This is a genomic window from Bradyrhizobium sp. USDA 4506, assembly GCF_054058795.1.
In genome coordinates, this window is sequence record NZ_JBSSBM010000002.1 from 7,676,157 (window position 1) to 7,701,005 (window position 24,849).

Here is a 24,849-nt window from a genome sequence, read left to right on the forward strand (position 1 = left end):
GACACTTCACTGTTGCCGATTATGCAATAGTGCCATGGACCGGATCGACGCCATGCAGGCCTTCGTCGCGGTGGCGGACCTCGAGGGGTTCGCCCCCGCCGCCCGCAAGCTCGGCCTGTCGCCGTCCGCCATCACGCGGCTGATCGCGGCGCTGGAGGAGCGGCTCGGCGCGCGGCTGCTGCAGCGGACCACGCGGCAGGTGACGCTGACGGACGCCGGCTCGCGCTATCTGGAGCGGGCGCGCCGGATCCTCGCCGATGTCGAGGAGGCCGAGGACGCGGTGGAGAACGAGCGCACCCGCCCCGAAGGGCGCCTGGTGATCTCGGCACCGTTCGGCTTCGGGCGGCTCCATGTCAGCCCGGTGGTGAGCGCCTATCTGAAGCGCTATCCCGGCGTCGGCGTCGACCTGCGGCTGTCGGATCGCAGGATCAATCTGGTCGAGGACGGCGTCGACCTCGCGGTCAGGCTCGGGCACCTGCCGGATTCGACGCTGGTGGCGCGGCATGTCGGCCGGATGCGCCGCATCGTGGTGGCGTCGGCCGGCTATCTCAAGCGTCGCGGCGAGCCGAAGCGACCGGCGGACCTCACCGCCCACGACACGATCCAGTTCGGCGCCATGACCGCGACGCCGGATTGGCGCTTCATGGAGGATGGCCGCGAAGTCCGCATCACCCCTGCGCCGCGCTTCACCAGCAACAGCTCGGACGCCGCCATCCAGTACGCCGAGCAGGACGGCGGACTGACCCGGGTGATGGCCTACCAGGCGGCCGAATCGCTGAAGGCGCGGCGGCTCCAGATCGTGCTCGCCGAGTTCGAGCAGCCGGCTGTGCCGATCCACGTGGTCTATCCGACGACGCGGCTGTTGTCGGCCAAGGTGCGGACCTTCATCGATCTCGTGACCGAGGTCACCGACTGGTATTTCGACTAGCTCACCGGCGGCTTCTTCGGCACCACGCGGAAGGTGCCGTTGGCGCGCGCGATGGTCACCCCGTCGGCCTTGATCAGGCTCTGCGCGAAGCAGATCGTGCTGCCGGTCTTGATCACGTCGCTCTCGATCGCGAGCCATTGCCCGACATTGGCGGAGCCTACGAAATCGACCGCGAGCGAGATCGTCACGAACGAGGTGGTCCAGCCGGTCGCCTGGCCGCAGCTATAGCCCATCGCGTTGTCGGCAAGGGCTGCGATCAGGCCGCCATGGATCAGGCCGCGGCCGTTGGTGTGCGGCCTCGCCAGCCGCAGGCCGATGATGACGGCCCGCTCGGTCTTCTTTTGGTAAAGCGGCTCCCAGGGCTCGGTGAGCGGGCTCTTGCGGAACAGCGGCTCGAAGCCTTGAGGGACGTCTTGGGGATTGTCGGGCACGACTTGCGTATCGGTGGTCATCTGAAGCTCGCATATGACGTTGGGTTGACGCCATTGAACGCGATGTCGATGACGGTTTCACCGCCTACAAAGTTTTAAACGGGATTTGCACGGCTGTTTGAAGCTCGCTCGCGCCGGGTGCGGGATACAATGTCAGCATCGCGGCCGCTTCCCAACCGTGACGCAGTTCACGCGCATCCGGCCGCAGTTTGTGACATGCTTCGCGCCGCGTCCATGGCGTGAGGAGAGACCATGTCGGCCGAGACCCGCCTGACCTGCCTTCGCATTGCGCTCGTCGCGGTCGGTCTGATCGCGATTTTCGCTGTCTATCCGCTGTTCCAGCTCTGGCCGTCCGGCTGGTCCTGGGGCCACGGCCATTCGCATTACCCGATGATGATCGTCGGCATCTATGCGACGCTGGGCGTATTCCTGTTGCTCGCCGCGCGCGATCCGCTGCGGCACCGCAGCCTGATCTGGTTCGCGGTGTGGTCGAGCGTCGTGCATGGCGGCATCATGGCCGTGCAGGCGATCAGTGACGAGGCCGAGCGCGGTCACTTGCTGGGCGACATCCCGGCGCTGTTGCTGATCGCGCTGGTGCTGGCCTGGCTGATGCCGAAGCCGGCCGTTGCGGCTGCCTAAGCCCAGGCATCACGTCCCGTCATCCCGAGGAGGCGCGCAGCGCCGTCTCGAAGGATCGACGGCTACCGGCCGGGCCGTGCATCCTTCGAGGCTCGCTGCGCCGGCACCTCGAGACAACGGCGAAGCCTTTGCGCGGGATGACGAAGCCGGCAGTCGGTGATCAGAACGGCAGCCCCACGTAATTCTCCGCCAGCGAGGTCGACGCCGCCTTCGAGCTGACGAGGTAGTCGAGCTCGGCGATCTGGATGCGCGCGGCGAATTCGCCCTCGTCGGGGAATTTGTGCAGCATCGAGGTCATCCACCAGGAGAAGCGCACCGCCTTCCAGACCCGCGCCAGCGCGCGTCCCGAATAGGCATCGATGCCGGCGGAGGATTTCTCGTCGTAGTATTCGCGCAGCGCCTGCGACAGATAATGCACGTCGCTGGCGGCAAGGTTGAGGCCCTTGGCACCGGTCGGCGGCACGATGTGCGAGGCGTCGCCCGCCAGAAACATGCGGCCGAACCGCATCGGCTCGGCGACGAAGCTGCGCAGCGGCGCGATGCTCTTTTCGATCGAGGGGCCGGTGACGATCTCGTCGGCGGCCTTCTGGTCGAGACGCCGCTTCAATTCGTCCCAGAACCGCTCGTCCGACCATTGGTCGACATGATCGTCGAGCGGGCACTGCACATAGTAACGGCTGCGGTGGGACGAGCGCATCGTGCACAGCGCAAAGCCGCGCTCGTGGTTGTTGTAGATCAGCTCCGGCGAGACCGGCGGCGTCTCCGAGAGGATGCCGAGCCAGCCGAACGGATACACCCGTTCGTAGCTGGTGATCGCCGACGCCGGCATGCTGGCGCGGCTGATGCCGTGGAAGCCGTCGCAGCCGGCGATGAAGTCGCAGGCGATCTCGTGGGTGACGCCGTCCTTGACGTAGCTGACGCGCGGATGATCGGTATCGAAATCAAGCGGCTTGACGTCGGCCGCCGAGTAGATCGAGGTCAGGCCGGCCGCCTTGCGGGCATTCATCAGGTCGAGCGTGACCTCGGTCTGGCCGTAGATGGTCACGGTCTTGCCGGTCGAACCATGCAGGTCGATGCGGTGCCGTGCGCCGCCGAACGCCAGTTCGAGACCGTGATGGACGAGGCCCTCCTGGTGCAGCCGGGCAGCGGCGCCGACGCTCTCGAGCAGCGACACGGTGCCTTCCTCGAGCAGCCCGGCGCGAATCCGCCCCAGCACATAGTCCGGGGTCTGCCGCTCAAGAATGATGTTGTCTACGCCGAAAGTATGAAGTAGTTGCCCAAGCAACAGTCCGGCCGGACCTGCACCAATGATTGCTACTTTTGTCCGCAATACCTTGTCCTCCCGATCGGATAGGCTTTTAGCCGGTGCCCGCGTCGGCAACTTGCCAAGGCAACTATATCATATAACGATTTTGGCAAGGCGGATTTGCGCGGGACCCGCGCGTTCGCCGCAGCGCAAGATACGGTTGCGCGGGACCGGGCGGAGGGTGCGACGAGGCGTCCGCCCGCCGGATTTCATCTTGAATATCCGCGCGAATTAGATAACATGTTAAGTAATGAGCCGGGCACGAAGCCCGTCCTGGAGAGGAGGAGACGTGATGAGGAAGACAATGTTGGCGGTGTTGATGGCCGCCGCCATCGTGCCGGCCGCGGGACCTGCCGTCGCGCAGGACAAGACCGTCAATCTCAAGGTGTCGCTATGGGTGCCGCCGGCGCATCCGCTGGTGCCCGCGACCCAGGCCTGGGCCGCCGACATCGAGAAGGCATCGGGCGGCACCATCAAGGTCACCGTGTTTCCGTCCGAGCAACTCGGCAAGGCGTTCGACCATTACGACATGGCGCGCGACGGCATCGCCGACGTCACCTATGTCAATCCTGGCTATCAGCCCGGCCGTTTCCCGATCGCGGCCGCCGGCCAGCTTCCGTTCACCTTCTCCGACGGCAAGAAGGGCACGCTGGCGCTGAACGAGTGGTATCACAAATATGCGCCGACCGAGATGAAGGACACCAAGCTGTGCTTCGCCTTCATCCACGATCCGGGCGCGCTGCACGGCAAGAAGAAGATCGTGCTGCCGAGCGACCTCTCCGGCGTCAAGGTGCGTCCCGCGCAGAGCACCATCGGCGAGATGGTGAAGATGTTCGGCGGCACCAATGTGCAGGCCTCCGCGCCGGAATCGCGCGACGCGATCGAGCGCGGCGTGGCCGACGAGATCACCTTCCCCTGGGGCTCGATCTTCCTGTTCGGCATCGACAAGGTGGTGAAGTACCACATGGACGTGCCGCTCTATTCGACGGTGTTCACCTACAACATGAACCTCGCCAAATATAATTCGATGTCGGCTGCCCAGAAGAAGGTGATCGACGATCACTGCACGCCGGAATGGGCCTCCAAGGTCACCGACCCCTGGACCGATTTCGAAGCCAATGGCCGCACCAAGATGAAGGCGCTGGAAGGCCACGAGGTCTATCCGCTGACTTCGGACCAGCTCGCCGAGTGGAAGAAGGCGGTCAAGCCGCTGCGCGACAGCTGGGCCGAGGCGGTGAAAAAGGCCGGCGGCGATGCGGCAAAGATCGACGCCGATCTGCAGGCCACGCTGAAGAAGTTCGAGGCGGGGATCTGATCCCGCTCCCCTTCACCTCTCCCCGCTTGCGGGGAGAGGTCGGATCGCATCGTCAGATGCGATCCGGGTGAGGGGGTACAGGTCTCACCGCATTCACGACTCGTGGAAGCAGCCCCTCACCCCAACCCTCTCCCCGCAAGAGCGGGGGAGAGGGAGCTCATCGAAGCAACGCATGACGCAATCTGCCGAAGTTTCCCAAGACGGCGCGATCACCGGCCCACCCGAGCCGGCGCGCAAAAATTTCATGGATCGCTTCATCGATTCGATCGAATGGGTCGCGGCCTTCTTCGTTGGCGTCGTCGCGCTCAACACCTTCACCGCGGTGTTCATGCGCAAATTCTTCGCGGTGACGATCCCCGACTACTACAATTTCGGCCAGTTCCTGCTCGGCATCCTGATCTTCTGGGGAATTGCGGCGACGAGCTATCGCGGTACCCACATTACCGTCGATCTGGTCTGGGCCAATGCCTCGCCGCGCTACCAGCGCTGGATCGACATCTTCGCGACGCTGGTGCTGCTGTTCGTGGTGAGCGTGCAGACCTACACGCTGGTCGACAAGGTGATCGACACCAGGAACAGCCATATCGTCACCATGGATCTCGGCGTGCCGGTCTGGCCGTTCTTCCTGGTGTCGTGGATCGGCGACGTCTCCGCGGTGCTGCTGATCGCGATCCGCACCTACCGCCTGATCTTCCATCCGGAAGATATCCATGACGCCAAGATCAAGACCGCGGAGTAGACGGCCATGAGTCTCGACCTCAGTCCCGAGACCGTCGCCGTCATCGGCTTTGTCAGCCTGTTCGTGCTGATGCTGCTCCGTGTCCCCGTCGGCATGGCGATGGGTCTCGTCGGCATCACCGGCTTTGGCTATCTCACCGGCTTCGCGCCGGCGCTCAAGCTGGTCGGCCAGACCACGATGCGTACGGTGACGGATTATTCCTTCGGCGTGATCCCGATGTTCCTGTTGATGGGCGCCTTCGTGTCCGTCTCGGGCATCAGCCGCGAGCTGTTCCGCGCCGCCAACACCTTTGTCGGCCATTGGAAGGGCGGGCTCGGCATTGCGACCATCGCCGCCTGCGGCGGCTTTGCCGCGATCTCGGGCTCGTCGGTCGCGACCGCCGCGACCTTCTCGGCCGTCGCCTATCCCGAGATGCGCCGCTTCGGCTATCCGCAATCCTTCGCCGCCGGCGTGATCGCGGTCGGCGGCACGCTCGGGGCGATGCTGCCGCCGTCCACCGTGCTCGCGGTCTACGGCATCATCACCCAGCAGGACATCGGCAAGCTGTTTATCGCGGGCGTGGTGCCGGGCCTGCTCGCGATCCTGATGCACATGATCACGATCGGCATCATCGGCGTGACGAGGCCCGGCTTCCTGCCGGCGGGAAAGAAGGCGTCGTGGCACGAGCGCTTCGTCGCGCTGCGCGACGTCTGGTCGCCGCTGCTGCTGTTCCTGTTCGTGATCGGCGGGCTCTATGGCGGCTTCTTTGTCCCGACCGAAGCCGGCGCGGTCGGCGCGGTGGGCGCCTTCATCATCGGTATCCTCCGTGGCAAGCTGACCAGGGACGGCATCCTGCAATCGCTGCTGCAGGCGACGCGCACCGCGGCCGCCGTGTTCACGGTGCTGATCGGCGCGCTCTGCTTCGGCTATTTCCTCACCATCACGCAGACGCCGCAGCACGTCACCGAATTCCTCACCGGGCTCGGCATCGGCCCCTATGGCGTGCTGGCGCTGATCCTCCTGATGTATCTGGTGCTCGGCTGCCTGATGGACGCGATGGCGATGGTGATCCTCACCGTGCCGATCGTGTTTCCGGTGGTGACCGCGCTCGGCTTCGATCCGATCTGGTTCGGCATCATCATCGTCATGACGGTCGAACTCGGCCTGATCCATCCACCGGTCGGCATGAACGTGTTCGTGATCAAGAGCGTCATCAAGGACGTCAACATGTCGACGATCTTTGTCGGGGTGCTACCGTTCGTCATCACCGATCTGATCCGGCTGGTGATCCTGATCCTGTTCCCGCTGCTTGCGACCTGGCTGCCGCAGCGCATGATTGGTTAGGCCTATGAATCCCGAGCTTGAGACCAGATACGTCTTCACCATAACCGCCCGGATCGCGGAGGTGACGTCCGCCGGTGACATCGGCACCGGCGTCCGCCGCATCATTCCGATCGTCGGCGGCGAGGTGAGGGGCGAGAAGGTCAACGGCAAAGTGCTGGCGTTCGGTGCCGACTTCCAGATCATCCGGCCCAACGAGCTGATCGAGCTGGAGGCGAAATACGCCTTCGAGACCGACGACGGCGCCGTCGTCTATGTCGAGAACAAGGGCATCCGCTTCGGGCCGGTCGAGCTGTTGCAGAAGCTGAAGCGCGGCGAGCCGGTCGACCCGAAGCTGATCTATTTCCGCACCGTGCCGAAATTCGAAACCGGCGCCGAGAACTACCGCTGGCTGATGCAGCACATCTTCGTCGGCTCCGCCGCCCGCCACGCCGACCGGGTCGTGATCGACGTGCATCAGGTGCTTTAGTTTCGCACTCTTGCTCGTTTTACCCGCCGGGATCCGCCAACATTCGGTGTCGTCCCTGCGAAAGCAGGGACCCATACTCCGCGGCCTGTGTCGTGAACGGGACTCGTCGTTCCGTCATCGTCCAACAATAATCATTTGTGGTTATGGGTCCCTGCTTTCGAAAGCAGGGACGACGGGTGGGGGCGCGTATCAACTTCATCACCGTCACCCAGAGGAGGCCGCGCAGCGGCCGTCTCGAAGGGGCGATGGCCACCAGCCGTGCGCGCCCATATTGACTCTCCCGCTAATCGTTATAAAACATAACTATTCTGAACGGGAACCAATAACGCCATGGGAAACGCTGCCGGCGAGGGAGACGCTTCGCTGCTCAGGATCGAGACGCGAGGGGCGGTGCTGACGGTCGGGCTGAACCGTCCCGCCAAGCGCAATGCGCTGAACGACGGCATCATCCTGGCGCTGCGGGATTGCTTCTCCGCGATACCGGATGCGGTCGGCGCCGTCGTCATCCATGGCATCGGCGATCACTTCTCGTCCGGCCTCGACCTCTCCGAACTGACCGAGCGCGACGCCACCGAGGGCCTGGTGCATTCCCAGATGTGGCACCGCGTGTTCGACCGCATCCAGTATTGCCGCGTGCCTGTCATCGCCGCACTGAAGGGCGCGGTGATCGGCGGCGGACTGGAGTTGGCTTGCGCCGCGCATATCCGCGTCGCCGAGCCGTCGGCCTATTTCGCGCTGCCCGAGGGCCAGCGCGGCATCTTCGTCGGCGGCGGCGGATCGGTGCGGTTGCCGCGCCTGATCGGCGTGCCCAGGATGGCGGACATGATGCTGACCGGGCGGGTCTATTCGGCGACCGAGGGCGCCGCCTACGGCTTCTCGCAATATCTCACCGAGGCCGACGGCGCGCTGCCGAAGGCGCTGGAGCTTGCCGAGCGCGTCGCCGCCAATGCGCCGCTGACCAACTTCGCTGTGTTGCAGGCGCTACCGATGATCGCCGAGGCCAATCCGCAGACCGGCCTGTTGATGGAATCGCTGATGGCGACGGTGGCGCAGAGCGACAAGGAAGCCAAGAAGCGCATCCGCGCGTTTCTTGATCGCAAGACCGCCAAGGTGAAGCCGACATGAGCGCCGCGCCGTCTGCGACCACTGCGAGCGCGCATCCGCTGCGCCCGATCTCGTTCGGCAATCCCGACGTCACCGTCGAGCGCCGCGACGACGGCACGATCTACCTCCGACCGAAGCTCAGCCTCGCCGATTTTCCGGTTCGCCTCACCGATCGCCTGCACCACTGGGCGAAGGCCGGGCCGAACCGCGTGTTCATGGCCGAGCGCGCCGCCGGTGGCGGCTGGCGGCAAATCACCTACGTGCAATTGCTCGAGGCTATCAGGCGCATCGCCTCCGCCTTGATCGCGCGCGGATTGTCGGCCGAGCGGCCGATCGCGATCCTGTCGGGCAATTCGATCGATCATGCCCTGGTGGCGCTCGGCGCGCTCTATGCCGGCGTTCCGTTCTGCCCGGTGTCGCCGGCCTATTCGCTGGTGTCGCGCGACTATGGCAAGCTCAGCTTCGTCATCAAGCTTCTGACGCCGGGCCTCATCTTTGTCGACGATGCCGACAAGTTCGCCGACGCGCTGCGTGCCAATGTCGGATCCGATGTCGAGATCGCCGCGAGCCGCGGCACCGTGCCCGGCCGTGAGGTGACGCGCCTTGCCGGTCTCCTGGCGACGCCGGAAGACCCGCGCCTCGATGCGGCCCATGCGGCAATCGGTCCGGACACGATCGCGAAATTTCTGCTGACGTCGGGGTCGACCGGCAATCCCAAGGCCGTCATCAACACCCAGCGCATGATCTGCGCTAACCAGGTGATGCTGCGCGAGACGCTCGCATTCCTCAAGGACGAGCCGCCGGTTATCGTCGACTGGCTGCCGTGGAATCACACCTTCGGCGGCAATCACAATGTCGGGCTGACGCTCTATAACGGCGGCTCGATGTATCTCGATGAGGGCAAGCCGATGCCCGGCGGCATCGAGGAGACCGTGCGAAACCTGCGCGAGATCTCGCCGACGGTCTATTTCAACGTGCCCAAAGGCTATGAATCGCTGCTGCCCTATCTGCGCGACGACGCCGGTCTGCGGGCAAAATTCTTCGCCCGGCTGCATGCGATGTTCTTCTCCGGCGCCGCGCTGTCGCCGTTCATCTGGAATAGCCTCGATGCGCTCGCAGTGCAGGAGAAGGGCTATCGTGTGCCTGTCCTGACCGGCCTCGGTGCCACCGAGACCTCGCCGTTCTTCATGTCGGTGCGGCCCGATACCAGCCGCTCCGGCCATGTCGGGCTTCCGGTGTCGGGCAATGATGCGAAGCTCGTTCCGAACAACGGCAAGCTTGAGGTCCGCGCCAAAGGCCCGAACGTGACCCCGGGCTACTGGCGGCAGCCCGAGCTGACCGCCAAGGCGTTCGACGAGGAAGGCTTTTACAAGTTCGGCGACGCGCTGAAGCCTGCCGACGCTGGTGATCTCGATGCCGGTTTCGATTTCGACGGCCGCATCGCCGAGGATTTCAAGCTGGCGAGCGGCACCTGGGTCAGCGTCGGACCCTTGCGGGCGCGTTTCGTCGGCACCTGCGCGCCGCTGGTGCGCGACGTCGTGATCGCGGGGCTCAACCGCGACGAGCTCGCCGCGATCGTGATCCTCGATCTCGACGGCTGCCGCCTGATCAATCCGCAGCTCGCCTCTGGCGACATCGCGGCCGCGGCCAATGATCCGCTGGTGCGGGCGGCCTTCCGCGAGCGCTTCGCGCGCGTCCTGGCCGGCGCCACCGGCTCGTCGAACCGGATCGCGCGCGCGATCCTGCTCGACACGCCGCTGTCGATCGATCGCGGCGAGGTCACCGACAAGGGCTCGATCAACCAGCGCGCGGTGCTGGAGCATCGCACGGACATCATCGAAGCGCTTTATGCGCCGGTGCCGCCGGCATCGGTGATCACACTCGTCTAGTTCTCGAACAGGAGAAAGCCATGCAGTTGAAGGACCAGGCCGCCATCGTCACCGGCGGTGCATCGGGATTGGGCGCTGCGACCGCGCGCCGTCTCGCCGCGCAGGGCGCCAAGGTCGCGGTCTGCGATCTCAACGCCAAGCTCGCCGAGAGCGTCGCGGCGGAGATCGGCGGCATTCCCGTCGTCTGCGACGTCGCCGATGCTGCGGCGGCCGAGGCCGCGGTGGCCGCCGCCGCCAAGGCGCACGGCCCCGCGCGCGTGCTGGTGAACTGTGCCGGCATTGGGGTGGCAAAACGCGTGATCGGTCGCGAGGGGCCGATGGCGCTGGGCGACTTCGACAAGGTGATCAAGGTCAATCTGATCGGCTCCTTCAACATGTTGCGGCTTGCGACCGCTGACATGGCCAAGCTCGAGCCGCTCGCAACCGGCGAGCGCGGCGTCGTGATCTCAACGGCCTCGGTCGCGGCCTATGACGGCCAGATCGGGCAGGCGGCCTATTCGGCATCGAAGGGCGGCATCGTCGCGATGACGCTGCCGATCGCGCGCGAGCTCGCGCAATTCGGCATCCGCGTTCTGACCATCGCGCCCGGCCTGTTCATGACGCCCCTGCTGGCCGGCCTGCCGCAGGAAGCGCAGGATTCGCTCGCCGCCGCGATCCCGTTCCCGCGCCGGCTCGGCCAGGCCGACGAGTTCGCCTCGCTGGCGCTGCACATGATCGACAACCCCTATCTGAACGGCGAAGTGGTGCGGCTCGATGCCGCGCTCCGGATGGCGCCGCGCTGAAGCATGATCCGGAAGAGCATGAACGCCCTTCCGGATCGCTCATGCTCGATCGAGGATAAACCATGTTCGTCAATCGGCGCGACGTGCAGATCCAGTGGGGCGATTGCGACCCCGCCAACATCGTCTATTACCCGCGCTATTTTGCGATGTTCGACGACTCGACCTCGATCATGTTCGAGGCCGCCGGTTGCTCGAAGCAGGACCTCGTCCACAAATACGGCCTGGTCGGCATTCCCATGGTCGACACGCGGGCGAAATTTCACATCCCGTCGACCCATGGCGACTGGATTACCATCGAGAGCCGGATCGAGAGCATCAAGCGCTCGAGCTTCGAGGTGGTGCACCGCGTGTTCAAGGACGAGGCGTTGGCGATCGAGGCGTTCGAGACCAGGGTGCTGGTCGGCCGCCACCCGGACGATCCCGCCAAGCTGAAATCGGCGCCGTTTCCGCAGGAGATTATTGACCGCTTCATGAAGGGCTGACTCGCACCCCCTCATGACTCGACTTTCGGAGCATGATCCTCTCGGAAAACCGGTTTCCACTTTTCCGGATCATGCTCTAAAGAAGGGGCTGAATTGGCCCGCAAAACCGGTTTAAACCCAAAAAACTTAACTGCAGGGAGGAATGAATGAGGAAGGCCACTCTCGCCGCCGCGGTGCTCGCGGCAGCCATCGCGCTGCCGGGCGCGCCCGCACTGGCGCAGACCAATGAAATCACCATCGGCATCTCGATCTCGACCACGGGGCCCGCCGCGGCGCTCGGCATTCCCGAGCGCAACGCGCTCGATTTCGTGCCGAAGGAGATCGGCGGCGTACCGCTGAAGCTGATCGTGCTCGACGACGGTGGCGATCCGACGGCCGCGACTACCAACGCGCGGCGCTTCGTCACCGAGTCCAAGGCCGACATCATCATGGGCTCCTGCACCACGCCGCCGTCGATCGCGGTGTCGACGGTCGCCAACGAGGCCGGCATCCCGCATTTCGGCCTCGCGCCGTTCCCGATCAACGAGGCGCGCATGAAGTGGTCGGTCGACCTGCCGCAGTCGATTCCGATCATGGGCAAGGTGCTCTACGAGCACATGAAGGCGCACAACATCAAGACCGTCGGCTATATCGGCTATTCGGATTCCTACGGCGATCTCTGGGTCAACGACTTCAAGGCGCAGGCCGTGCCGATGGGCCTGACCATGACCGACGAGGAGCGCTTCGCGCGTCCGGATACCTCGGTCGCGGGCCAGGTGCTGAAGCTCGTCGCCGCCAATCCCGATGCCATCCTGGTCGGTGCTTCCGGCACCGCCGCGGCGCTGCCGCAGACCGCGCTGCGCGAGCGCGGCTACAAGGGTCTGATCTACCAGACCCACGGCGCCGCCAGCATGGACTTCATCCGCATCGCCGGTGCGGCCGCGGAAGGCGTCATCATGTCGGCCGGCCCGATCATGTCGCCGGAAACCCAGCCCGACAGCGCGCTGACCAAGAAGCCCGGCCTCGCGCTGAACACGGCCTATGAAGCCAAGTACGGCGCCAACAGCCGCAGCCAGTTCGCCGGCCACTCGTACGATGCCTTCGAGGTGATGAAGCGCATCATCCCGGTGGCGCTGAAGACCGCCAAGCCCGGCACGCCGGAATTCCGCGAGGCGATTCGCAAGGCCTTCATCTCCGAGAAGGAGATCGTCGCGACCCAGGGCGTCTACAACTGGACCGAAAAGGATCGCTACGGCCTCGACGACCGTTCGCGCATCCTGCTGACGGTCAAGGACGGCAAATACGTCCCGGCGATGTAAGCCGGTCGCGATCTCTGAAACGAAGAAGCCGGTCCCGATGGGGCCGGCTTTTTCTTACCCTCCCCTGGAGGGGGAGGGTCGCTTCGCATCGCGAGCAGCGATGCGAAGCGGGGTGGGGTGACAGTCTATCGCCGTCGGTAGTGCTTCAGTGGCACAGCTTCCGCTTCGCGAGCGCCATAGAGCTCGACATAGATCCGTTCGAGCACGGCATTCAAATCCTCACTGACCTCCGAATTCCAGAACCTGACGACGCGATATCCTTCCCGCTCCAGCCACTCTTGTCGCGCACGATCGCGCTTCGCCACTTCATCGTCATTGTGGTGTCCACCGTCCAGCTCGACGATGAGTCGCTTGGCCGGGCAGAAGAAATCGACGACGTAAGGGCCAATCGGTGCCTGCCTTCGAAGATGCGTTCCGTCCGTTGGCAGCTCTCTCAGCGCGCGCCACAGGATTCGTTCATGCGGCGTCGTGTTGGCGCGCAGCTCTTCGCGGCGGCTCTGCGGATTGATGTTGAGACCATTTGTGTGGCTTCACCCCACCCCGATCGCACCCGCGATGCTGCGCATCGCGCGCGCAATCGACCCTCCCCCTCCAGGGGAGGGTGAAGTGGAGCGCAATCCTTGCGCGAATGCAAGCGCGGTCAGAAATCATTTCCCGGAAGGCGCACCTGCCTTCATCCTTCCCTGGAGGGGGAGGATCGCCGCGCATGTAATGCGCGGCGAGGTGGGGTGACGGTCTCTCCGCGATGGAGTTGCGCGTCCTAAATCGCACTCTCGCCTTCGTGCTGGAAGCCGAGATAGCTCGCGGCGACGCCCTTGTTGGCGGCGATTTCCGTCGCGGGGCCTGACAGCACGAATTCGCCGAGCTCCATGACATAGGCGCGGTCGGCGATCTGCAATGCTGCCTGGGCGTTCTGCTCGACCAGGAGCACCGAGACGCCGGCTGCGCGGAGCTCGCCGACGATGCGGAAGATGTCGGCGACGATGATCGGAGCGAGGCCGAGGCTCGGCTCGTCCAACATCAGGAGCTTCGGCGCGCCCATCAGCGCGCGGCCCATCGCCAGCATCTGCTGCTCGCCGCCGGACAGCGTTCCGGCAAGCTGCTTGCGCCGCTCCTTGAGCCGCGGAAACAGCGTGTAGACCCGCTCCAGCGACGCCACCGCGACGGCCTTCGCAATCCGGAAGGCGCCGAGCTCGAGATTGTCCTCGACATTCATGGTGCCGAACAATTCGCGATGCTCGGGCACCAGGCTGAGGCCGGTAGCGACGCGGTCCTCGATGTCGAGCGGCGCCATGTCGACGCCGGCGAAGCTGGTGCGGCCCTTCAGCGGCAGTACGCCCATGATGGCGTTGAGCAGCGTGGTCTTGCCGGCGCCGTTGGCACCGATGATGGTGACGATCTCGTTCTGGGCGACGTCGAGCGATACGCCGCGCACCGCCTCGACCTTGCCGTAGGAGATGTGGACGTCAGTCACCGATAGCAGCGCACTCATGCGGCGGCTCCGAGATAGGCCTTGATCACGTCGGGGTTGCGCTTGATCGCGGCCGGCGTGCCCTCGGCAATCTTGGTACCGAAATCCAGCACCACGATGCGGTCGGCGAGATCCATCACGAACCCCATGTCGTGCTCGACCAGCAGCACCGACATGCCGCCGTCGCGCAATTGCCGGAGCAGCGCGGCGAGCCGCTGCTTCTCCATGTGGCGCAGGCCGGCGGCCGGCTCATCAAGCAGCAGCAGCATCGGATCGACGCACAGCGCGCGGGCGATCTCGACGATGCGCTGCTGTCCGAGCGACAGCGAGCCCGCCAGCTGGTCGATCTGGTCCGACAGGCCGACGCGCGCGATCTGCCGCGCGGCTTCCGCCAGCAGCTTCGCCTCGTCGGCGCGGTCGAGCCGCAGCATGCTGGAGATCGCGCCGGAATTGCCGCGCAGATGCGCACCGATCGCGACGTTCTCGAGCACGGTCATGTCGGGCACCAGCTTGACGTGCTGGAAGGTTCTGGAAACGCCGAGCTTGACCACCTCCTGGGGCGGCGCGTTCTCGACTTCCTTGCCGAGCACGGAGATCTTGCCGCTGGTTGCGGTCAGGACGCCGGTGATCAAATTGAAGGTCGTGCTCTTGCCGGCGCCGTTCGGACCGATCAGCGCGACGATCTCGCGGGCGTTGACGTCGAACGAGACGTCGTTGACCGCGAGCACGCCGCCGAACTGCTTGCGCGCCTTGTCGATGTGCAGAAGAACCGGAGACGTCCCAGGCGCCCGTTCACGGTGCTCCAGCTTCACCGATGTGTCCAGGGTCTTGCGGGCGGGCTTGAACGGCAGCCGCGACATCAGCCAGGGCCAGACGCCCTGAGGCGCGAGCTGCAGCAGCAGCACAAGCATGATGCCGAACACGATGGTCTCGAGCTGGCTCTGGCCGCCGAAGATGTAGGGCAGGTAGCTCTGCAGCACCTCCTTGAGGATCACGACGATGCCGGCGCCGAGCACGCCGCCCCAGACGTAGCCCGCGCCGCCGACCACGGCGATGAACAGATACTCGATGCCGGCCTGCGCGCCGAACGGCGTTGGGTTGGCGGCGCGCTGGAAATGCGCATACAGCCAACCGGACAGGCCGGCCAGCACCGCGGCATAGATGAACACCAACAGCTTGGCGCGGGGGGTCTGCACGCCGAACGCTTCCGCCGCAACATGGCCGCGCCGCAAGGCGCGGATCGCGCGCCCGGTGCGGGAGTCCAAGAGGTTCATGGTGAGCAGCGCGGACAGCAGCACCGCGACCCAGATCGCGTAGTAGATCGCATCCGGGCTCAGCATCTTGAACGAGCCGATCGACAGCGGCGGAATGCCCGAGATGCCGTCGTTGCGGCCGAGGAATTCGAGCTTGCTGAACAGATAGAACAGCCCGATGCCCCAGGCGATGGTGCCGAGCGGCAGATAATGGCCGGATAGCCGCACCGTGACGATGCCGAGCAGCACGGCGGCGATGCCGCTGACCAACAGCGAAGCCGGCAGCGTCAGCCAGGGCGAGACGCCGTAGGCGGTGGTCAGCACCGCCGTGGTGTAGGCGCCGAACCCGCAGAACGCGGCCTGGCCGAACGAGGTCAGGCCGCCGACGCCGGTGAGCAGCACGAGGCCCATCGCGACCAGCGCGGCGAGGCCGATATTGTCGAGCAGCACGATCCAGAACGGCGGGATACCCGGGACAAGTGGAATCACCGCCATCACGAGCGCGAAGATGATGAGGGGAAGGCGCTGCGTCATCGCGCTCAATCCTTCTCTTCTTCGACCTCGGGCGCCGCGAGCGAGCGCAACACGAGCACGGGGAGGATCAGCGTGAACACGATGACTTCCTTGAAATTGCTGGCGTAGAACGACGAGAAGGCCTCGACGATGCCGACCACGATGGCGGCGACCGCGGTCAGGGGATAGCTGACCAGGCCGCCGATGATGGCGGCGATGAAGCCCTTCAGGCCGATCAGGAAACCGGTGTCGTAATAGAGCGTCGTGATCGGCACGATCAGGATGCCGGAGATCGCGCCGATGACGGAGGCGAGCAGGAACGCGATCTGGCCGGACAGCGTGGTGCGGATGCCGACCAGGCGGGCGCCGAGGCGGTTGACCGCGGTGGCGCGCAGCGCCTTGCCGGTCTTGGTGTAGCCGAAGAACAGCCACAGGGCGACGATGAAGCCGATCGTCAGGCCGTAGACCGCAAGGCTCTGCCCGGTGAAGCGCAGCGGGCCGGCGGTCACTGCGGCATTCGACAGCGCAGGCGCGCGCAGGCCTTCGGCGCCGAAGAACACCAGGCCGAGGCCCTGTAGCGCCAGATGGCAGCCGACCGAGGCGATCAGCAGCACCAGCACGGAGGTGTGCGCGATCGGCTGGAACGCGATGCGGTAGAGGAACAGCCCGATCGCCGCCACGATCAGGAGCGCGAGCGCGATGTTGACGGCGATCGGCGTGCCGGGACCGACCAGCGCATAGATCAGACCGAGCAGCGCGACGGGAAAGGCGATGTTGAGCGCGACCGAGCGGATCACCAGCCGCGCATGCAGCGCGTTGCGGGCGAAGAACAGGTCGAGGGCGAAGGCGACGAGGCCCATCGCGACCGCAAGCCGTGCGGTGCCGGGCACCTGGCCGGTCGCCAGCATGGCGTAGCTCAGCGCGCCGTAGGTGACGAATTCGCCCTGCGGGATCAGGATCACCCGCGTGACCGCGAACACCAGCACCAGGGCCAGCCCCAGCAGTGCGTAGATCGCGCCATTGGTGATGCCGTCCTGCAGCAGGAACAGCATGATCGTTGTGTTCAAGGCCGAGCGCTCCCCCTCAAGCGTCGGACCGCCTCAACCGGTCGTGCCGGTCAGGTCGGCCGATATCGGCTGTTGAAAGCTGCCGACATTTGATATAGTCCATAACAATTATTAGATATAATCTCAAGGTCCCCGAGTGTCGTGCGGGATTCTTGTAGCGGGATTGCGAGCCTGGAGCGATGACTGTTTCCAAGACCGCCACCGATGCCCTTCGTTCGTCGCGGGCCCTGCGCAGGGAACCGGCCGATTCTGCCGGGGACGACAGCATGCTGCAACTGGGCGAACTGTCCGGATTGCTCGGCTATTCGTTGAAGCGCGCGCAGCTCAGGGTATTCGAGGACTTCCTGCGCTGCGTCGCGCCGCTGCAGCTGACGCCGGCGCAGTTCTCGGTGCTGCTTCTGCTCGACAAGAATCCGGGCCGCAACCAGACAGAGATCGCCAACACGCTCGGCATCCTCAGGCCGAATTTTGTCGCGATGCTCGACGCGCTGGAGAGCCGCGACCTTTGCGCGCGGATGCGCTCCACCAACGACCGCCGTTCCCACATCCTCGTCCTGACCGACAAGGGCCGCGCCGTGCTGGCGCGCGCCAAGAAGCTGGTCGCCAACAAGCACGAGGCGCGGCTGATCGAGGTGCTCGGTCCGGCCAACCACGCCGCGCTGCTGGAGATGCTGGCGAAGCTCGCGCAGGAGTTTTGAGGGGGCGTGACGGCCCGTCCGCTCGCAATGACGCGTTGGGTTGACACATATCCGGCATGCGGGCGCCGCCAGGCGGCGAACAATCGCGGTCTAAAGCTTGTAGCCGATGTTCCGCAGCAGATCCTTCCGCCACGCAATGTCGGCGTCGGTTTCGACACCCAGCGGCGAGGCGCCATCCACCACGCCGAGCACGCCGCGCCCGAGCTCCGTCTGCGCGACGAGCACCTGTGTTGGATTGGCCGTCGAGCAATAGATGCGGCAGACCTCCGGCACTGCGCGCACCGCCGGCAGCACGTTGACGGGAAAGAACCCGTCGCCGAGGAAAATCAGGAAGGTGTGACCGGCGCCGATCGCCAATGCGTTGTCGCGTGCCAGGGCGAGCGAGGCGTCGTCGTTACCGGAGCAGCGCACCAACCGCTTGCCGGAGGCCTCGCAGAAAGCCAACCCGAAGCGGATGCGCGGAACCGTGCCCACCAGCGCTTCGTGAAGGTCTTCCACGGTCTTGATGAAATGCGACTGGCCGAAGATGAAGTTGGTCTCATCCGGCTTGACGATGGGCACCACGGTGAGTTCCATGGCTTCGCTCCTGCACGCGAACTCCCCAATCCATGGTAGGCCGTCGGAGGGCGTTTGCAAGCGGCCACAGGCGCTCAAATGTGCCGGCTGTTGCTTCGGCTCACGCCGACCAGCGTCCGTACTCACGACGGCTCTCAAGGGGGGACCGGAAATCGCCGGGAGGTTGCGCGCCGAAGGGCGGCAATTGTGGTATCCTCCGTCAAGCGCGATGGCCCGTATGTTGCCCGGCCCCTCGCAAATGGCCGCGAAGCGTACCGAGCGTTGCTAACGGATCTGAAGGGAGCGCTTCCGGGGGCTCGAGGAGGATCAACGCCGTGAAGCGGGACTTCGACCTCATCGTCTATGGCGCGACGGGTTACACCGGGGGTCTCATCGCCGAATATCTGGCGACATCCTATCGCGGCGACGATGCTCCGTCCTGGGCAATTGCGGGACGCTCGACCGACAAACTCCAGAAAGTGCGTGCCGACATCGGCGCACCGGACGATTTGCCGTTAGTGAAGGCGGATGCCGCCGAGCCGGCCAGCCTGCGTTCGATGTGCGAGCGCGCGACCGTGGTCGTCACCACGGTCGGGCCCTATCAGCTTCACGGTCCCGAGCTAGTGGCGGCATGCGCGGCCACCGGCACGGCCTATGTTGATCTTTGCGGCGAACCGGGCTGGATGCGGGCTATGATCGACGCCCATCACGAAGAGGCAAAACGGACCGGCGCGCGCATCGTCTTCTCCTGTGGCTTCGATTCCATCCCGTTCGATCTCGGTGTGCTCACGTTGCAGGAGAAGGCGCGCGAGAAATTCGGACGCCCGGCGCGGCGGGTGAAGGCCCGTCTGCGCAAGGTGAGGGGTGGCATGTCTGGCGGCACCGCGGCGAGCGCTCAGGCGACGCTGGCCGCCGCGGCGCGCGACCCGGCCCTGATCCGGCTGCTGACCGATCCCTTCGCGTTGACGCCGGGCTTCACTGGGCCGTCTCAGCCGTCGGGCCTCGTCCCCGAATATGACACAAGCATGCACGCGTGGCTCGTGCCGTTCCCGATGGCGCCGATCAACACCAAGAACGTGCACCGCACGAACTTCCTGTTGGGCCATCCCTACGGCAGGGACTTCGTTTATGACGAGATGATGGTGGCGCCGGGACTTGGGGACATCGCGAGCGTGACGACGGAGACGTTCGCCACGGTGGTGTCCTTGTTCGGGACCGGCGGTCTCAAACGCGGCGCAGGCCCGACCCGGGAAGCGCGCGAGAGGGGCTTCTACGACATCTTCTTTCTGGGCGAGGTGCCGGATGGCGGACGGGTCGAAGCCGTTGTCACCGGCGACCGCGATCCGGGCTATGGCTCGACAAGCAAGATGATCACCGAAAGCGCTCTCTGCGTCGTGCGTGACGTGCAGGGTGAGGGCGGCATCTGGACGCCGGGCGCGCTGATGGGGCCGGCCTTGCGCAAGCGTCTAAAGGAGCGCGCCGGCCTCACTTTCAGTGCGCGTTGAGGTCACGCACGCAGTCGGCAGGTATAGCAGCCCGTTCGGCTAAAAAAGCGACTAGAGCATTTTCGGTTCTGATTGAATCAGAACCGAAGCTCTAGATTCTTGTTTTGACGCGTTTTCTTCACGCGAACCGGTGCCCACTTCGCTCGAAAACGCTCTAGAGGGCGATCATACGATCTTCCGCTACGATACTTGAACTTGGCTCCGACTCTTCTGCTTGCAAGGAAGGCAACCCTAATCCAGGGCCAAGCAATTGACGGCAGCGAAGCAGCGCCGCAAATCCGGACAGTGCGTCGAGACTGGTCCGAAGCAGCATCGGTAACTCGCTCGGCTGTTTCATTGTCGCACGGACCAGCGCGGCGAGATCGATCGTCCCGTTTGCACGCACTGCGGACAGGGCGGCGGCAGGAAGCTGCCGACCGGCCGGATCCATGATCACGCGGACGGCAGTCATAGGGAGGCCGCGCGCTGCAGCGACACTCGCCGCCACATGGGATTCGTTATCGACCGCCAGCGCGCCTGTACTCATATGCAGCGAGCGCTTCGCTTCTGGATGCATGGCGACCGTGGTCACACCAGCAATAGGGCCATAAATCGAACCGGGGATGAGTCGAAGCAAGGCTTGCGACCAGTCCCGATCAGTGAAGAGCTGAATCGTTTCCGAAACGATCGTCGATGCTACGACGCATGCGCCTGCCGGGAGGTCGGGCGAAAGGCCGCCCGCGACGCCAAAGCTGATAAGACCGTAGCAATCCTCAGCAATTGCCGACGCGAGAGACTCCGCGAGCGTGCTGCCATCGCCACTGCAGATCGCCTGCGTATGCAGGTCTGCAGCGATCCGCGCCTCAAACGCAAGTCCCGTGACTCCAATCACCGCTGCCATGAGTCCGCTCCCCGGATGCCGCGCTGGACGGCGAGTGTCCGCGCGTGCGGGTCGTATCAGGAGTGTTCTGCTCCAACGCCAAATCGCAAATGACTAACGAGTTAGTTTCTGACGGATATGTTAGCTGCTTTGTTTTGGCGCCGTGATAAATGCTGCCTAGGGCCGGGATCCGTGGCGAGCGTGAGATCGTGCCGGAAGCTGCAACAGCGCACTTGACGAGCCAAATCGGCGACCTCACGAGACGCGTGCCGATGCAATGTCCGCCGCGTCTCCAAGTCATCGTGCGGAACGATTTGGAGCGTTGTCCGCGCTGGCAGTTCGCCTTCGCGAGCGAGCGCAAGGATCATCGATACTATGAGTTGGTCGAGGATACCCTTCATCCCGAGTTCGATTACCGGTATTTCCTCATCAAAGATGCGGTTGATCAGGTTTGTGCTGTACAGCCATTCTTCCTAATGGACCTGGATTTGCTGGCCGGTGCGAGCCCGCGGTTTGGCGGAATCATCGACGCCATTCGCCGGATGTGGCCAGGTTTGATGCGCGCCCGTGCGCTCATGGTGGGGTGCGTCGCGGGGGAAGGTCATCTTGACGGGGACAAGGCCTGCCATCGAGGCTGCGCGGAACTTCTGGCCTCTACGATTGCAATACATGCTCGCAGGCTCGGGGCGAGGCTGATCGTGCTCAAGGAGTTTCCGGCGCGATACCGACCAATCCTCGACTGCCTGATCGCTCACGGCTTCACCCGCATCCCCAGCCTGCCCATGACCAGGCTTTGCATCGATTACGCCAATTTCGATGACTATATGAATCATGCGCTCAACAGCGCAACCCGCAAGAAACTCCGCAAGAAGTTTGAGGCGACAGCGCGGGCCTCTCCATCCGTCGAGATGAACGTCGTCAACGACGCGACGCCGGTGATCGCGCAGATCTATCCATTGTATTTCCAAGTCTATCAGCGTTCGAAGCTGCACTTCGAGAAGCTGACGGAACAATACTTCTGCGACTTGGGGCGGCGGATGGGGGACAAGGTCCGCTTCTTCCTCTGGCGTCAGAACGAGCGGATCGTCGCGTTTGCCGCATGCATGGTACATGGTGACGCGATCTATGCGGAGTACATAGGTCTCGACTACGATGTCGCCTTAGACCTGCACCTCTATCATTATGTGTTTCGCGACATGGTGAGCTGGGCAATCGCCAACGGGTACAAATGGTTTCGCAGCAGCGGGCTGAACTATGATCCAAAGCTGCACCTGAGGCACTTGCTTGATCCGATCGACTTATACGTTCGGCACACCTCCGCGCCGATCAACTCAGTGTTGAAGCGCATTTTGCCGGTGCTCGAGCCGACGCGATATGACGAGACGCTTGCGAAGTTTCGTAACTATCAGGAGCTTTGGGCGCAGCCCGAGACTGGCCTTGGGTCCGTCGAGGATACGGCCTAATCCACCAAAATCACCCGCACGTCATTGACGTTGGTCAGCGTCGGGCCGGTCAGGAGCAAATCCCCGGTCTGGGCGAAGAACCCCGTCGCATCGTTGTTCTCGAGATAGGCCTTCGGATCGAGGCCGATCGATTTCATCTTCGCGAATGTCGCCTGGTCGATCACGGCGCCGGCCGGGTCGGTCGCGCTGCCAGCGCCACCGTCGGCGCCGTCGGTATCGGCGGCCAGTGCCGAGACGTCGGGTGTATCCTTCAGTAGGCCGGCCAGCGCCAGCGCGTATTCCTGGTTGGGGCCGCCGCGGCCATTGCCGCGCACCGTCACCGTCAGCTCGCCGCCGGAGATGATCGCAACGCGCTTGCCTTCGCTGCGCGCCTTCAGCGCCAGCCGCGCATGCTCGGCCGCGATCTCGCGGGCCTCGCCTTCGAGATCGGCGCCGAGCGCGATGGTCTCGTAGCCGGCGTCCCGCGCGACCTTCACCGCGGCGTCGATCGAGGCCTTCGGCTTTGCCAGCAGTTCGAATGTCGCCCGCGCGAAGGCGGCATCGCCGGGCTTGCAGCTTTCGTTCGCGGGATCGTCGAGCGCGCGGCGGACCGCGTCGTCGATCGAGAGATTGTATTTGGCGACCAGTGCGCGGGCGTCCGCCAGCGTGGTCGGATCCGGCACCGTCGGCCCGGAGGCGATCGCGGAGGGATCGTCATGCGGCACGTCCGATATCGCCAGCGTGACGATCTCGGCCGCGTGCTGGCCGGCGCGCGCCAGCCGTCCGCCCTTGATGCGCGAGAGATGCTTGCGCACGGTGTTCATCTCGCCGATCGGCGCGCCGGAGCGCAGCAGTGCGCGGTTGACCTGCTGCTTCTGGGTAAAGCTCACGCCGTCGACCGGCGCGATCCAGTTCGCCGAACCGCCGCCGGTCAAAAGCACCAGCAGGAGATCGTCCGGGGTCGCGGTCGCGGCGAGCTGCAGCGTGTCGTCCGCCGCCTTGAGCCCGGCCTCGTCGGGCACCGGGTGGCCGGCCTCGACCACCTTGATGCGGCGGGTCGGCACGCCATGGCCGTGGCGGGTGGTGGCGATGCCGACCAGCCGCGACGGATCGAGCTCGAGCGCGTCGAGATAATGCCGCTCGGCCGCCGCGGCCATCGCCGCGGCGCCCTTGCCTGCGCAGAGACAGATCACCCGTCCCTTCGGCACCGGCCGCAGCCGCGACGCCAGCACGACATCGGGATGCGCAGCCGCCACAGCGGCATCGAAGATCGAACGCAGGAAAGAACGACGGTCGGTCATGGTTGTGCCTTATGTAACGCGGTCAGTTTCCGCCGACTTCGCCGCTGATGACGTCGCCGAACAATTGCCAGCGCTCGCCCTTGAACTGCATCAGCTGGAGCTGTTCGATCGGCTGGAAGTCGGCAGGCCCGGTCGACAGCGTCACGCCGGGCAGCAGGCCGCCCTGCGCGAATTGCTTCAGGCTCGCCGCCTGCTTCATCACATTGGCGCGGGTGAGGTCGTCACCGCAGCGGCGCAGCACCTCGACCATCGTGGTCGCCATGTTGTAGCCGGTCATCGCGGAGGCATCGACGCGGTTGGTGTCAGGCATGTATTTGGCGAGCAGTTCGTCGAACGCCTTCATGCCGGCGTCGTCCTTCCATTGCGGATCGCTGGCGTCCTTGGCGTAGGCGGCCGAGATCACGCCCTGCGCATTGTCGAGGCCGGCCGGACGCATCACGGTCGCGGTGGAGGCCGAGACGTTGGAGACGATGGTCACCGGCTTCCAGCTCATCTCGCCGAGCTTCTTGATCGCCTGGGCGCCGAATTTCGGCGTGGTGAAGAAGACGATGACGTCGGGATTGGAGGATTTCAGCCGCACCACATGGGAATCGATCGTCGGCTCGGCGACTTCATAGCTCTCCTTGGCGACGACGCGCGCGGGATCGCTGGCGAAGCCGTCTTCCAGGCCCTTGAGGTAGTCCTTGCCCATGTCGTCGTTCTGGTAGAGCACCGCGACCTTGGTGGCGGGCTTCTCCTTAAGCAGATATTTCGCGTAGATTCGCGACTCGCTCTGATAGCTGGGCAGCCAGCCCATGGTCCATGGGAAGGCCTTCGGATCGTTCCACTTGGTCGCGCCGGTGGCGACGAACAGCTGCGGCACCTTCTTGGCGTTGAGATATTTCTGGATCGCGGTGTTGGAGGCGGTGCCGAGCGTGCCGAACAGGAACAACACCTCGTCGCTCTCGACCAGCTTGCGGGCCTGCTCGACGGCCTTCGGCGGCGAGTAGGCGTCGTCATAGGAGACGAAAGTGATCTTGCGTCCGTTGATGCCGCCGTCGTCGTTGACCTTCTTGAACACCGCGGCCATCGCCTTGCCGACCACGCCATAGGCCGACGCCGGGCCGCTATAGGGCACGATGTTGCCGATCTTGATCTCGGTGTCGCTCGCACCGGTGTCGTATTTCTTCTGCGCCCACGCGGCATTGCCGGTCGCGGCGGCGACGGCGAGGCCGAGCAGGGCGGTTGCGACACGGTGTCGGATCGGCATCGGCATTTCCCGAAATCTCCTTGTTGTTGCCGCCGCGCAAGGGCGTCGGTTTCTTGTCGGGTGTCTTGCCGGTTTACCTAGCGTATTGCCGGGCAAAGTGTAAGCGGGCATTGCCCGGGCCGGCGTGCGAGCAGGCCATGGCTTTAAATTCCGGTTTCCGACGCGTTTTCTTCGCGCGAATCGGTACCCGCTTCGCCCGGAAATGCGCCAACAAAAAGCCCCCTGCGAGGGTAT

24 protein-coding genes are annotated in these 24,849 nt (G+C 64.7%); 14 read left to right on the plus strand and 10 right to left on the minus strand.

The features are described from left to right. The first annotated feature begins 34 nt into the window (after nucleotides 1-34). Nucleotides 35-928: a LysR substrate-binding domain-containing protein gene (locus ACVIHF_RS38200; protein ID WP_438077047.1), complete on the plus strand. Its 894-nt coding sequence runs from the start codon at nucleotides 35-37 to the stop codon at nucleotides 926-928. On the opposite strand, the gene ACVIHF_RS38205 is transcribed toward ACVIHF_RS38200, so the two are convergent. Further along, nucleotides 925-1,380, minus strand: coding sequence for a PaaI family thioesterase (locus tag ACVIHF_RS38205; protein WP_076832511.1), 456 nt, complete (start codon nucleotides 1,378-1,380; stop codon nucleotides 925-927). The genes ACVIHF_RS38200 and ACVIHF_RS38205 overlap by 4 nt on opposite strands. Nucleotides 1,381-1,611: 231 nt before the next feature. Between ACVIHF_RS38205 and ACVIHF_RS38210 the strand changes: the two genes are divergently transcribed. After that, entirely contained in the window at nucleotides 1,612-1,998 is a 387-nt protein-coding gene (locus ACVIHF_RS38210; RefSeq protein ID WP_253604899.1) for a DUF6632 domain-containing protein, read from the plus strand. A 160-nt stretch (nucleotides 1,999-2,158) separates the two neighbouring features. Here the strand turns inward: ACVIHF_RS38210 and pobA are convergent, their stop codons facing one another. Next, nucleotides 2,159-3,328, minus strand: coding sequence for a 4-hydroxybenzoate 3-monooxygenase (pobA, locus tag ACVIHF_RS38215; protein WP_057015994.1), 1,170 nt, complete (start codon nucleotides 3,326-3,328; stop codon nucleotides 2,159-2,161). A gap of 268 nt (nucleotides 3,329-3,596) precedes the next feature. On the opposite strand from pobA, the gene ACVIHF_RS38220 reads away from it, so the two are divergent. The 9 genes from ACVIHF_RS38220 to ACVIHF_RS38260 all read left to right on the plus strand — a co-directional run bounded on the left by ACVIHF_RS38220 (nucleotide 3,597) and on the right by ACVIHF_RS38260 (nucleotide 12,702). After that, nucleotides 3,597-4,619, plus strand: coding sequence for a TRAP transporter substrate-binding protein (locus tag ACVIHF_RS38220; RefSeq protein ID WP_076832508.1), 1,023 nt, complete (start codon nucleotides 3,597-3,599; stop codon nucleotides 4,617-4,619). 172 nt (nucleotides 4,620-4,791) lie between these two features. After that, the gene (locus ACVIHF_RS38225) at nucleotides 4,792-5,358 is read left to right on the plus strand and encodes a TRAP transporter small permease (RefSeq protein ID WP_057015996.1); all 567 of its coding nucleotides are present in this window, start codon (nucleotides 4,792-4,794) and stop codon (nucleotides 5,356-5,358) included. A gap of 6 nt (nucleotides 5,359-5,364) precedes the next feature. Further along, a complete protein-coding gene (locus ACVIHF_RS38230) occupies nucleotides 5,365-6,681 on the plus strand; it encodes a TRAP transporter large permease (protein ID WP_456793535.1) in 1,317 nt (438 codons plus the stop codon). 4 nt (nucleotides 6,682-6,685) lie between these two features. Then, nucleotides 6,686-7,147: a DUF3237 domain-containing protein gene (locus tag ACVIHF_RS38235; protein ID WP_225645395.1), complete on the plus strand. Its 462-nt coding sequence runs from the start codon at nucleotides 6,686-6,688 to the stop codon at nucleotides 7,145-7,147. A 330-nt stretch (nucleotides 7,148-7,477) separates the two neighbouring features. Next, nucleotides 7,478-8,272 carry a crotonase/enoyl-CoA hydratase family protein gene (locus tag ACVIHF_RS38240; RefSeq protein ID WP_168857598.1) on the plus strand — a complete coding sequence of 265 codons (795 nt, stop codon included), beginning with the start codon at nucleotides 7,478-7,480 and terminating at the stop codon, nucleotides 8,270-8,272. After that, entirely contained in the window at nucleotides 8,269-10,140 is a 1,872-nt protein-coding gene (locus tag ACVIHF_RS38245) for a feruloyl-CoA synthase (RefSeq protein ID WP_253604893.1), read from the plus strand. The genes ACVIHF_RS38240 and ACVIHF_RS38245 overlap by 4 nt, the downstream gene beginning before the upstream one ends. Before the next feature lie 20 nt (nucleotides 10,141-10,160). Then, entirely contained in the window at nucleotides 10,161-10,922 is a 762-nt protein-coding gene (locus tag ACVIHF_RS38250) for an SDR family NAD(P)-dependent oxidoreductase (RefSeq protein WP_092085349.1), read from the plus strand. A 62-nt stretch (nucleotides 10,923-10,984) separates the two neighbouring features. Then, a complete protein-coding gene (locus ACVIHF_RS38255; RefSeq protein ID WP_253604891.1) occupies nucleotides 10,985-11,404 on the plus strand; it encodes an acyl-CoA thioesterase in 420 nt (139 codons plus the stop codon). Nucleotides 11,405-11,550: 146 nt separating this feature from the next. Continuing rightward, on the plus strand, nucleotides 11,551-12,702 hold the full coding sequence (locus ACVIHF_RS38260; RefSeq protein ID WP_168857602.1) for an ABC transporter substrate-binding protein: 1,152 nt from the start codon (nucleotides 11,551-11,553) through the stop codon (nucleotides 12,700-12,702). Between the two features lie 125 nt (nucleotides 12,703-12,827). Here ACVIHF_RS38260 and ACVIHF_RS38265 read toward each other — a convergent pair whose 3' ends face one another. From ACVIHF_RS38265 to ACVIHF_RS38280, 4 genes are all read right to left on the minus strand, one after another. Then, entirely contained in the window at nucleotides 12,828-13,211 is a 384-nt protein-coding gene (locus tag ACVIHF_RS38265; RefSeq protein WP_456794164.1) for an endonuclease domain-containing protein, read from the minus strand. A 251-nt stretch (nucleotides 13,212-13,462) separates the two neighbouring features. Beyond that, entirely contained in the window at nucleotides 13,463-14,194 is a 732-nt protein-coding gene (locus ACVIHF_RS38270; protein ID WP_456793536.1) for an ABC transporter ATP-binding protein, read from the minus strand. Then, nucleotides 14,191-15,960 (minus strand): branched-chain amino acid ABC transporter ATP-binding protein/permease, encoded by a 1,770-nt coding sequence (locus ACVIHF_RS38275; protein ID WP_253604887.1) that lies wholly within the window; start codon nucleotides 15,958-15,960, stop codon nucleotides 14,191-14,193. The genes ACVIHF_RS38270 and ACVIHF_RS38275 overlap by 4 nt, the downstream gene beginning before the upstream one ends. A gap of 5 nt (nucleotides 15,961-15,965) precedes the next feature. After that, nucleotides 15,966-17,006: a branched-chain amino acid ABC transporter permease gene (locus ACVIHF_RS38280; protein ID WP_028336532.1), complete on the minus strand. Its 1,041-nt coding sequence runs from the start codon at nucleotides 17,004-17,006 to the stop codon at nucleotides 15,966-15,968. 179 nt (nucleotides 17,007-17,185) lie between these two features. On the opposite strand from ACVIHF_RS38280, the gene ACVIHF_RS38285 reads away from it, so the two are divergent. Further along, a complete protein-coding gene (locus ACVIHF_RS38285; protein ID WP_028336531.1) occupies nucleotides 17,186-17,704 on the plus strand; it encodes a MarR family winged helix-turn-helix transcriptional regulator in 519 nt (172 codons plus the stop codon). A gap of 90 nt (nucleotides 17,705-17,794) precedes the next feature. Here the strand turns inward: ACVIHF_RS38285 and ACVIHF_RS38290 are convergent, their stop codons facing one another. Continuing rightward, nucleotides 17,795-18,280: an adenosine-specific kinase gene (locus ACVIHF_RS38290; protein WP_456793537.1), complete on the minus strand. Its 486-nt coding sequence runs from the start codon at nucleotides 18,278-18,280 to the stop codon at nucleotides 17,795-17,797. A 314-nt stretch (nucleotides 18,281-18,594) separates the two neighbouring features. Between ACVIHF_RS38290 and ACVIHF_RS38295 the strand changes: the two genes are divergently transcribed. Next, the gene (locus ACVIHF_RS38295) at nucleotides 18,595-19,764 is read left to right on the plus strand and encodes a saccharopine dehydrogenase family protein (RefSeq protein ID WP_253604885.1); all 1,170 of its coding nucleotides are present in this window, start codon (nucleotides 18,595-18,597) and stop codon (nucleotides 19,762-19,764) included. Between the two features lie 154 nt (nucleotides 19,765-19,918). Here ACVIHF_RS38295 and ACVIHF_RS38300 read toward each other — a convergent pair whose 3' ends face one another. Further along, nucleotides 19,919-20,644, minus strand: a complete 726-nt coding sequence (locus ACVIHF_RS38300) for a phosphorylase family protein (RefSeq protein WP_253604884.1) — start codon at nucleotides 20,642-20,644, stop codon at nucleotides 19,919-19,921. A gap of 212 nt (nucleotides 20,645-20,856) precedes the next feature. Between ACVIHF_RS38300 and ACVIHF_RS38305 the strand changes: the two genes are divergently transcribed. Then, nucleotides 20,857-22,086 carry a GNAT family N-acetyltransferase gene (locus ACVIHF_RS38305; RefSeq protein WP_456781782.1) on the plus strand — a complete coding sequence of 410 codons (1,230 nt, stop codon included), beginning with the start codon at nucleotides 20,857-20,859 and terminating at the stop codon, nucleotides 22,084-22,086. Here ACVIHF_RS38305 and ACVIHF_RS38310 read toward each other — a convergent pair. Continuing rightward, complete coding sequence (locus ACVIHF_RS38310; RefSeq protein ID WP_253604882.1) at nucleotides 22,083-23,366, minus strand: glycerate kinase type-2 family protein; 1,284 nt, start codon at nucleotides 23,364-23,366, stop codon at nucleotides 22,083-22,085. The two genes, ACVIHF_RS38305 and ACVIHF_RS38310, sit on opposite strands and share 4 nt — an antisense overlap. Nucleotides 23,367-23,388: 22 nt before the next feature. After that, entirely contained in the window at nucleotides 23,389-24,621 is a 1,233-nt protein-coding gene (locus ACVIHF_RS38315) for an ABC transporter substrate-binding protein (protein WP_456793538.1), read from the minus strand. Nucleotides 24,622-24,849 lie beyond the last annotated feature (228 nt).

What these genes read in the sequence shown, in the direction of transcription:
- ACVIHF_RS38200 (WP_438077047.1), top strand. Translation starts at nt 35, where the DNA reads ATGGACCGGATCGACGCCATGCAGGCCTTCGTCGCGGTGGCGGACCTC.
- ACVIHF_RS38205 (WP_076832511.1), bottom strand. Translation starts at nt 1,380, where the DNA reads ATGACCACCGATACGCAAGTCGTGCCCGACAATCCCCAAGACGTCCCT.
- ACVIHF_RS38210 (WP_253604899.1), top strand. Translation starts at nt 1,612, where the DNA reads ATGTCGGCCGAGACCCGCCTGACCTGCCTTCGCATTGCGCTCGTCGCG.
- ACVIHF_RS38220 (WP_076832508.1), top strand. Translation starts at nt 3,597, where the DNA reads ATGAGGAAGACAATGTTGGCGGTGTTGATGGCCGCCGCCATCGTGCCG.
- ACVIHF_RS38225 (WP_057015996.1), top strand. Translation starts at nt 4,792, where the DNA reads ATGACGCAATCTGCCGAAGTTTCCCAAGACGGCGCGATCACCGGCCCA.
- ACVIHF_RS38230 (WP_456793535.1), top strand. Translation starts at nt 5,365, where the DNA reads ATGAGTCTCGACCTCAGTCCCGAGACCGTCGCCGTCATCGGCTTTGTC.
- ACVIHF_RS38235 (WP_225645395.1), top strand. Translation starts at nt 6,686, where the DNA reads ATGAATCCCGAGCTTGAGACCAGATACGTCTTCACCATAACCGCCCGG.
- ACVIHF_RS38240 (WP_168857598.1), top strand. Translation starts at nt 7,478, where the DNA reads ATGGGAAACGCTGCCGGCGAGGGAGACGCTTCGCTGCTCAGGATCGAG.
- ACVIHF_RS38245 (WP_253604893.1), top strand. Translation starts at nt 8,269, where the DNA reads ATGAGCGCCGCGCCGTCTGCGACCACTGCGAGCGCGCATCCGCTGCGC.
- ACVIHF_RS38250 (WP_092085349.1), top strand. Translation starts at nt 10,161, where the DNA reads ATGCAGTTGAAGGACCAGGCCGCCATCGTCACCGGCGGTGCATCGGGA.
- ACVIHF_RS38255 (WP_253604891.1), top strand. Translation starts at nt 10,985, where the DNA reads ATGTTCGTCAATCGGCGCGACGTGCAGATCCAGTGGGGCGATTGCGAC.
- ACVIHF_RS38260 (WP_168857602.1), top strand. Translation starts at nt 11,551, where the DNA reads ATGAGGAAGGCCACTCTCGCCGCCGCGGTGCTCGCGGCAGCCATCGCG.
- ACVIHF_RS38270 (WP_456793536.1), bottom strand. Translation starts at nt 14,194, where the DNA reads ATGAGTGCGCTGCTATCGGTGACTGACGTCCACATCTCCTACGGCAAG.
- ACVIHF_RS38275 (WP_253604887.1), bottom strand. Translation starts at nt 15,960, where the DNA reads ATGACGCAGCGCCTTCCCCTCATCATCTTCGCGCTCGTGATGGCGGTG.
- ACVIHF_RS38285 (WP_028336531.1), top strand. Translation starts at nt 17,186, where the DNA reads ATGACTGTTTCCAAGACCGCCACCGATGCCCTTCGTTCGTCGCGGGCC.
- ACVIHF_RS38290 (WP_456793537.1), bottom strand. Translation starts at nt 18,280, where the DNA reads ATGGAACTCACCGTGGTGCCCATCGTCAAGCCGGATGAGACCAACTTC.
- ACVIHF_RS38300 (WP_253604884.1), bottom strand. Translation starts at nt 20,644, where the DNA reads ATGGCAGCGGTGATTGGAGTCACGGGACTTGCGTTTGAGGCGCGGATC.
- ACVIHF_RS38310 (WP_253604882.1), bottom strand. Translation starts at nt 23,366, where the DNA reads ATGACCGACCGTCGTTCTTTCCTGCGTTCGATCTTCGATGCCGCTGTG.
- ACVIHF_RS38315 (WP_456793538.1), bottom strand. Translation starts at nt 24,621, where the DNA reads ATGCCGATGCCGATCCGACACCGTGTCGCAACCGCCCTGCTCGGCCTC.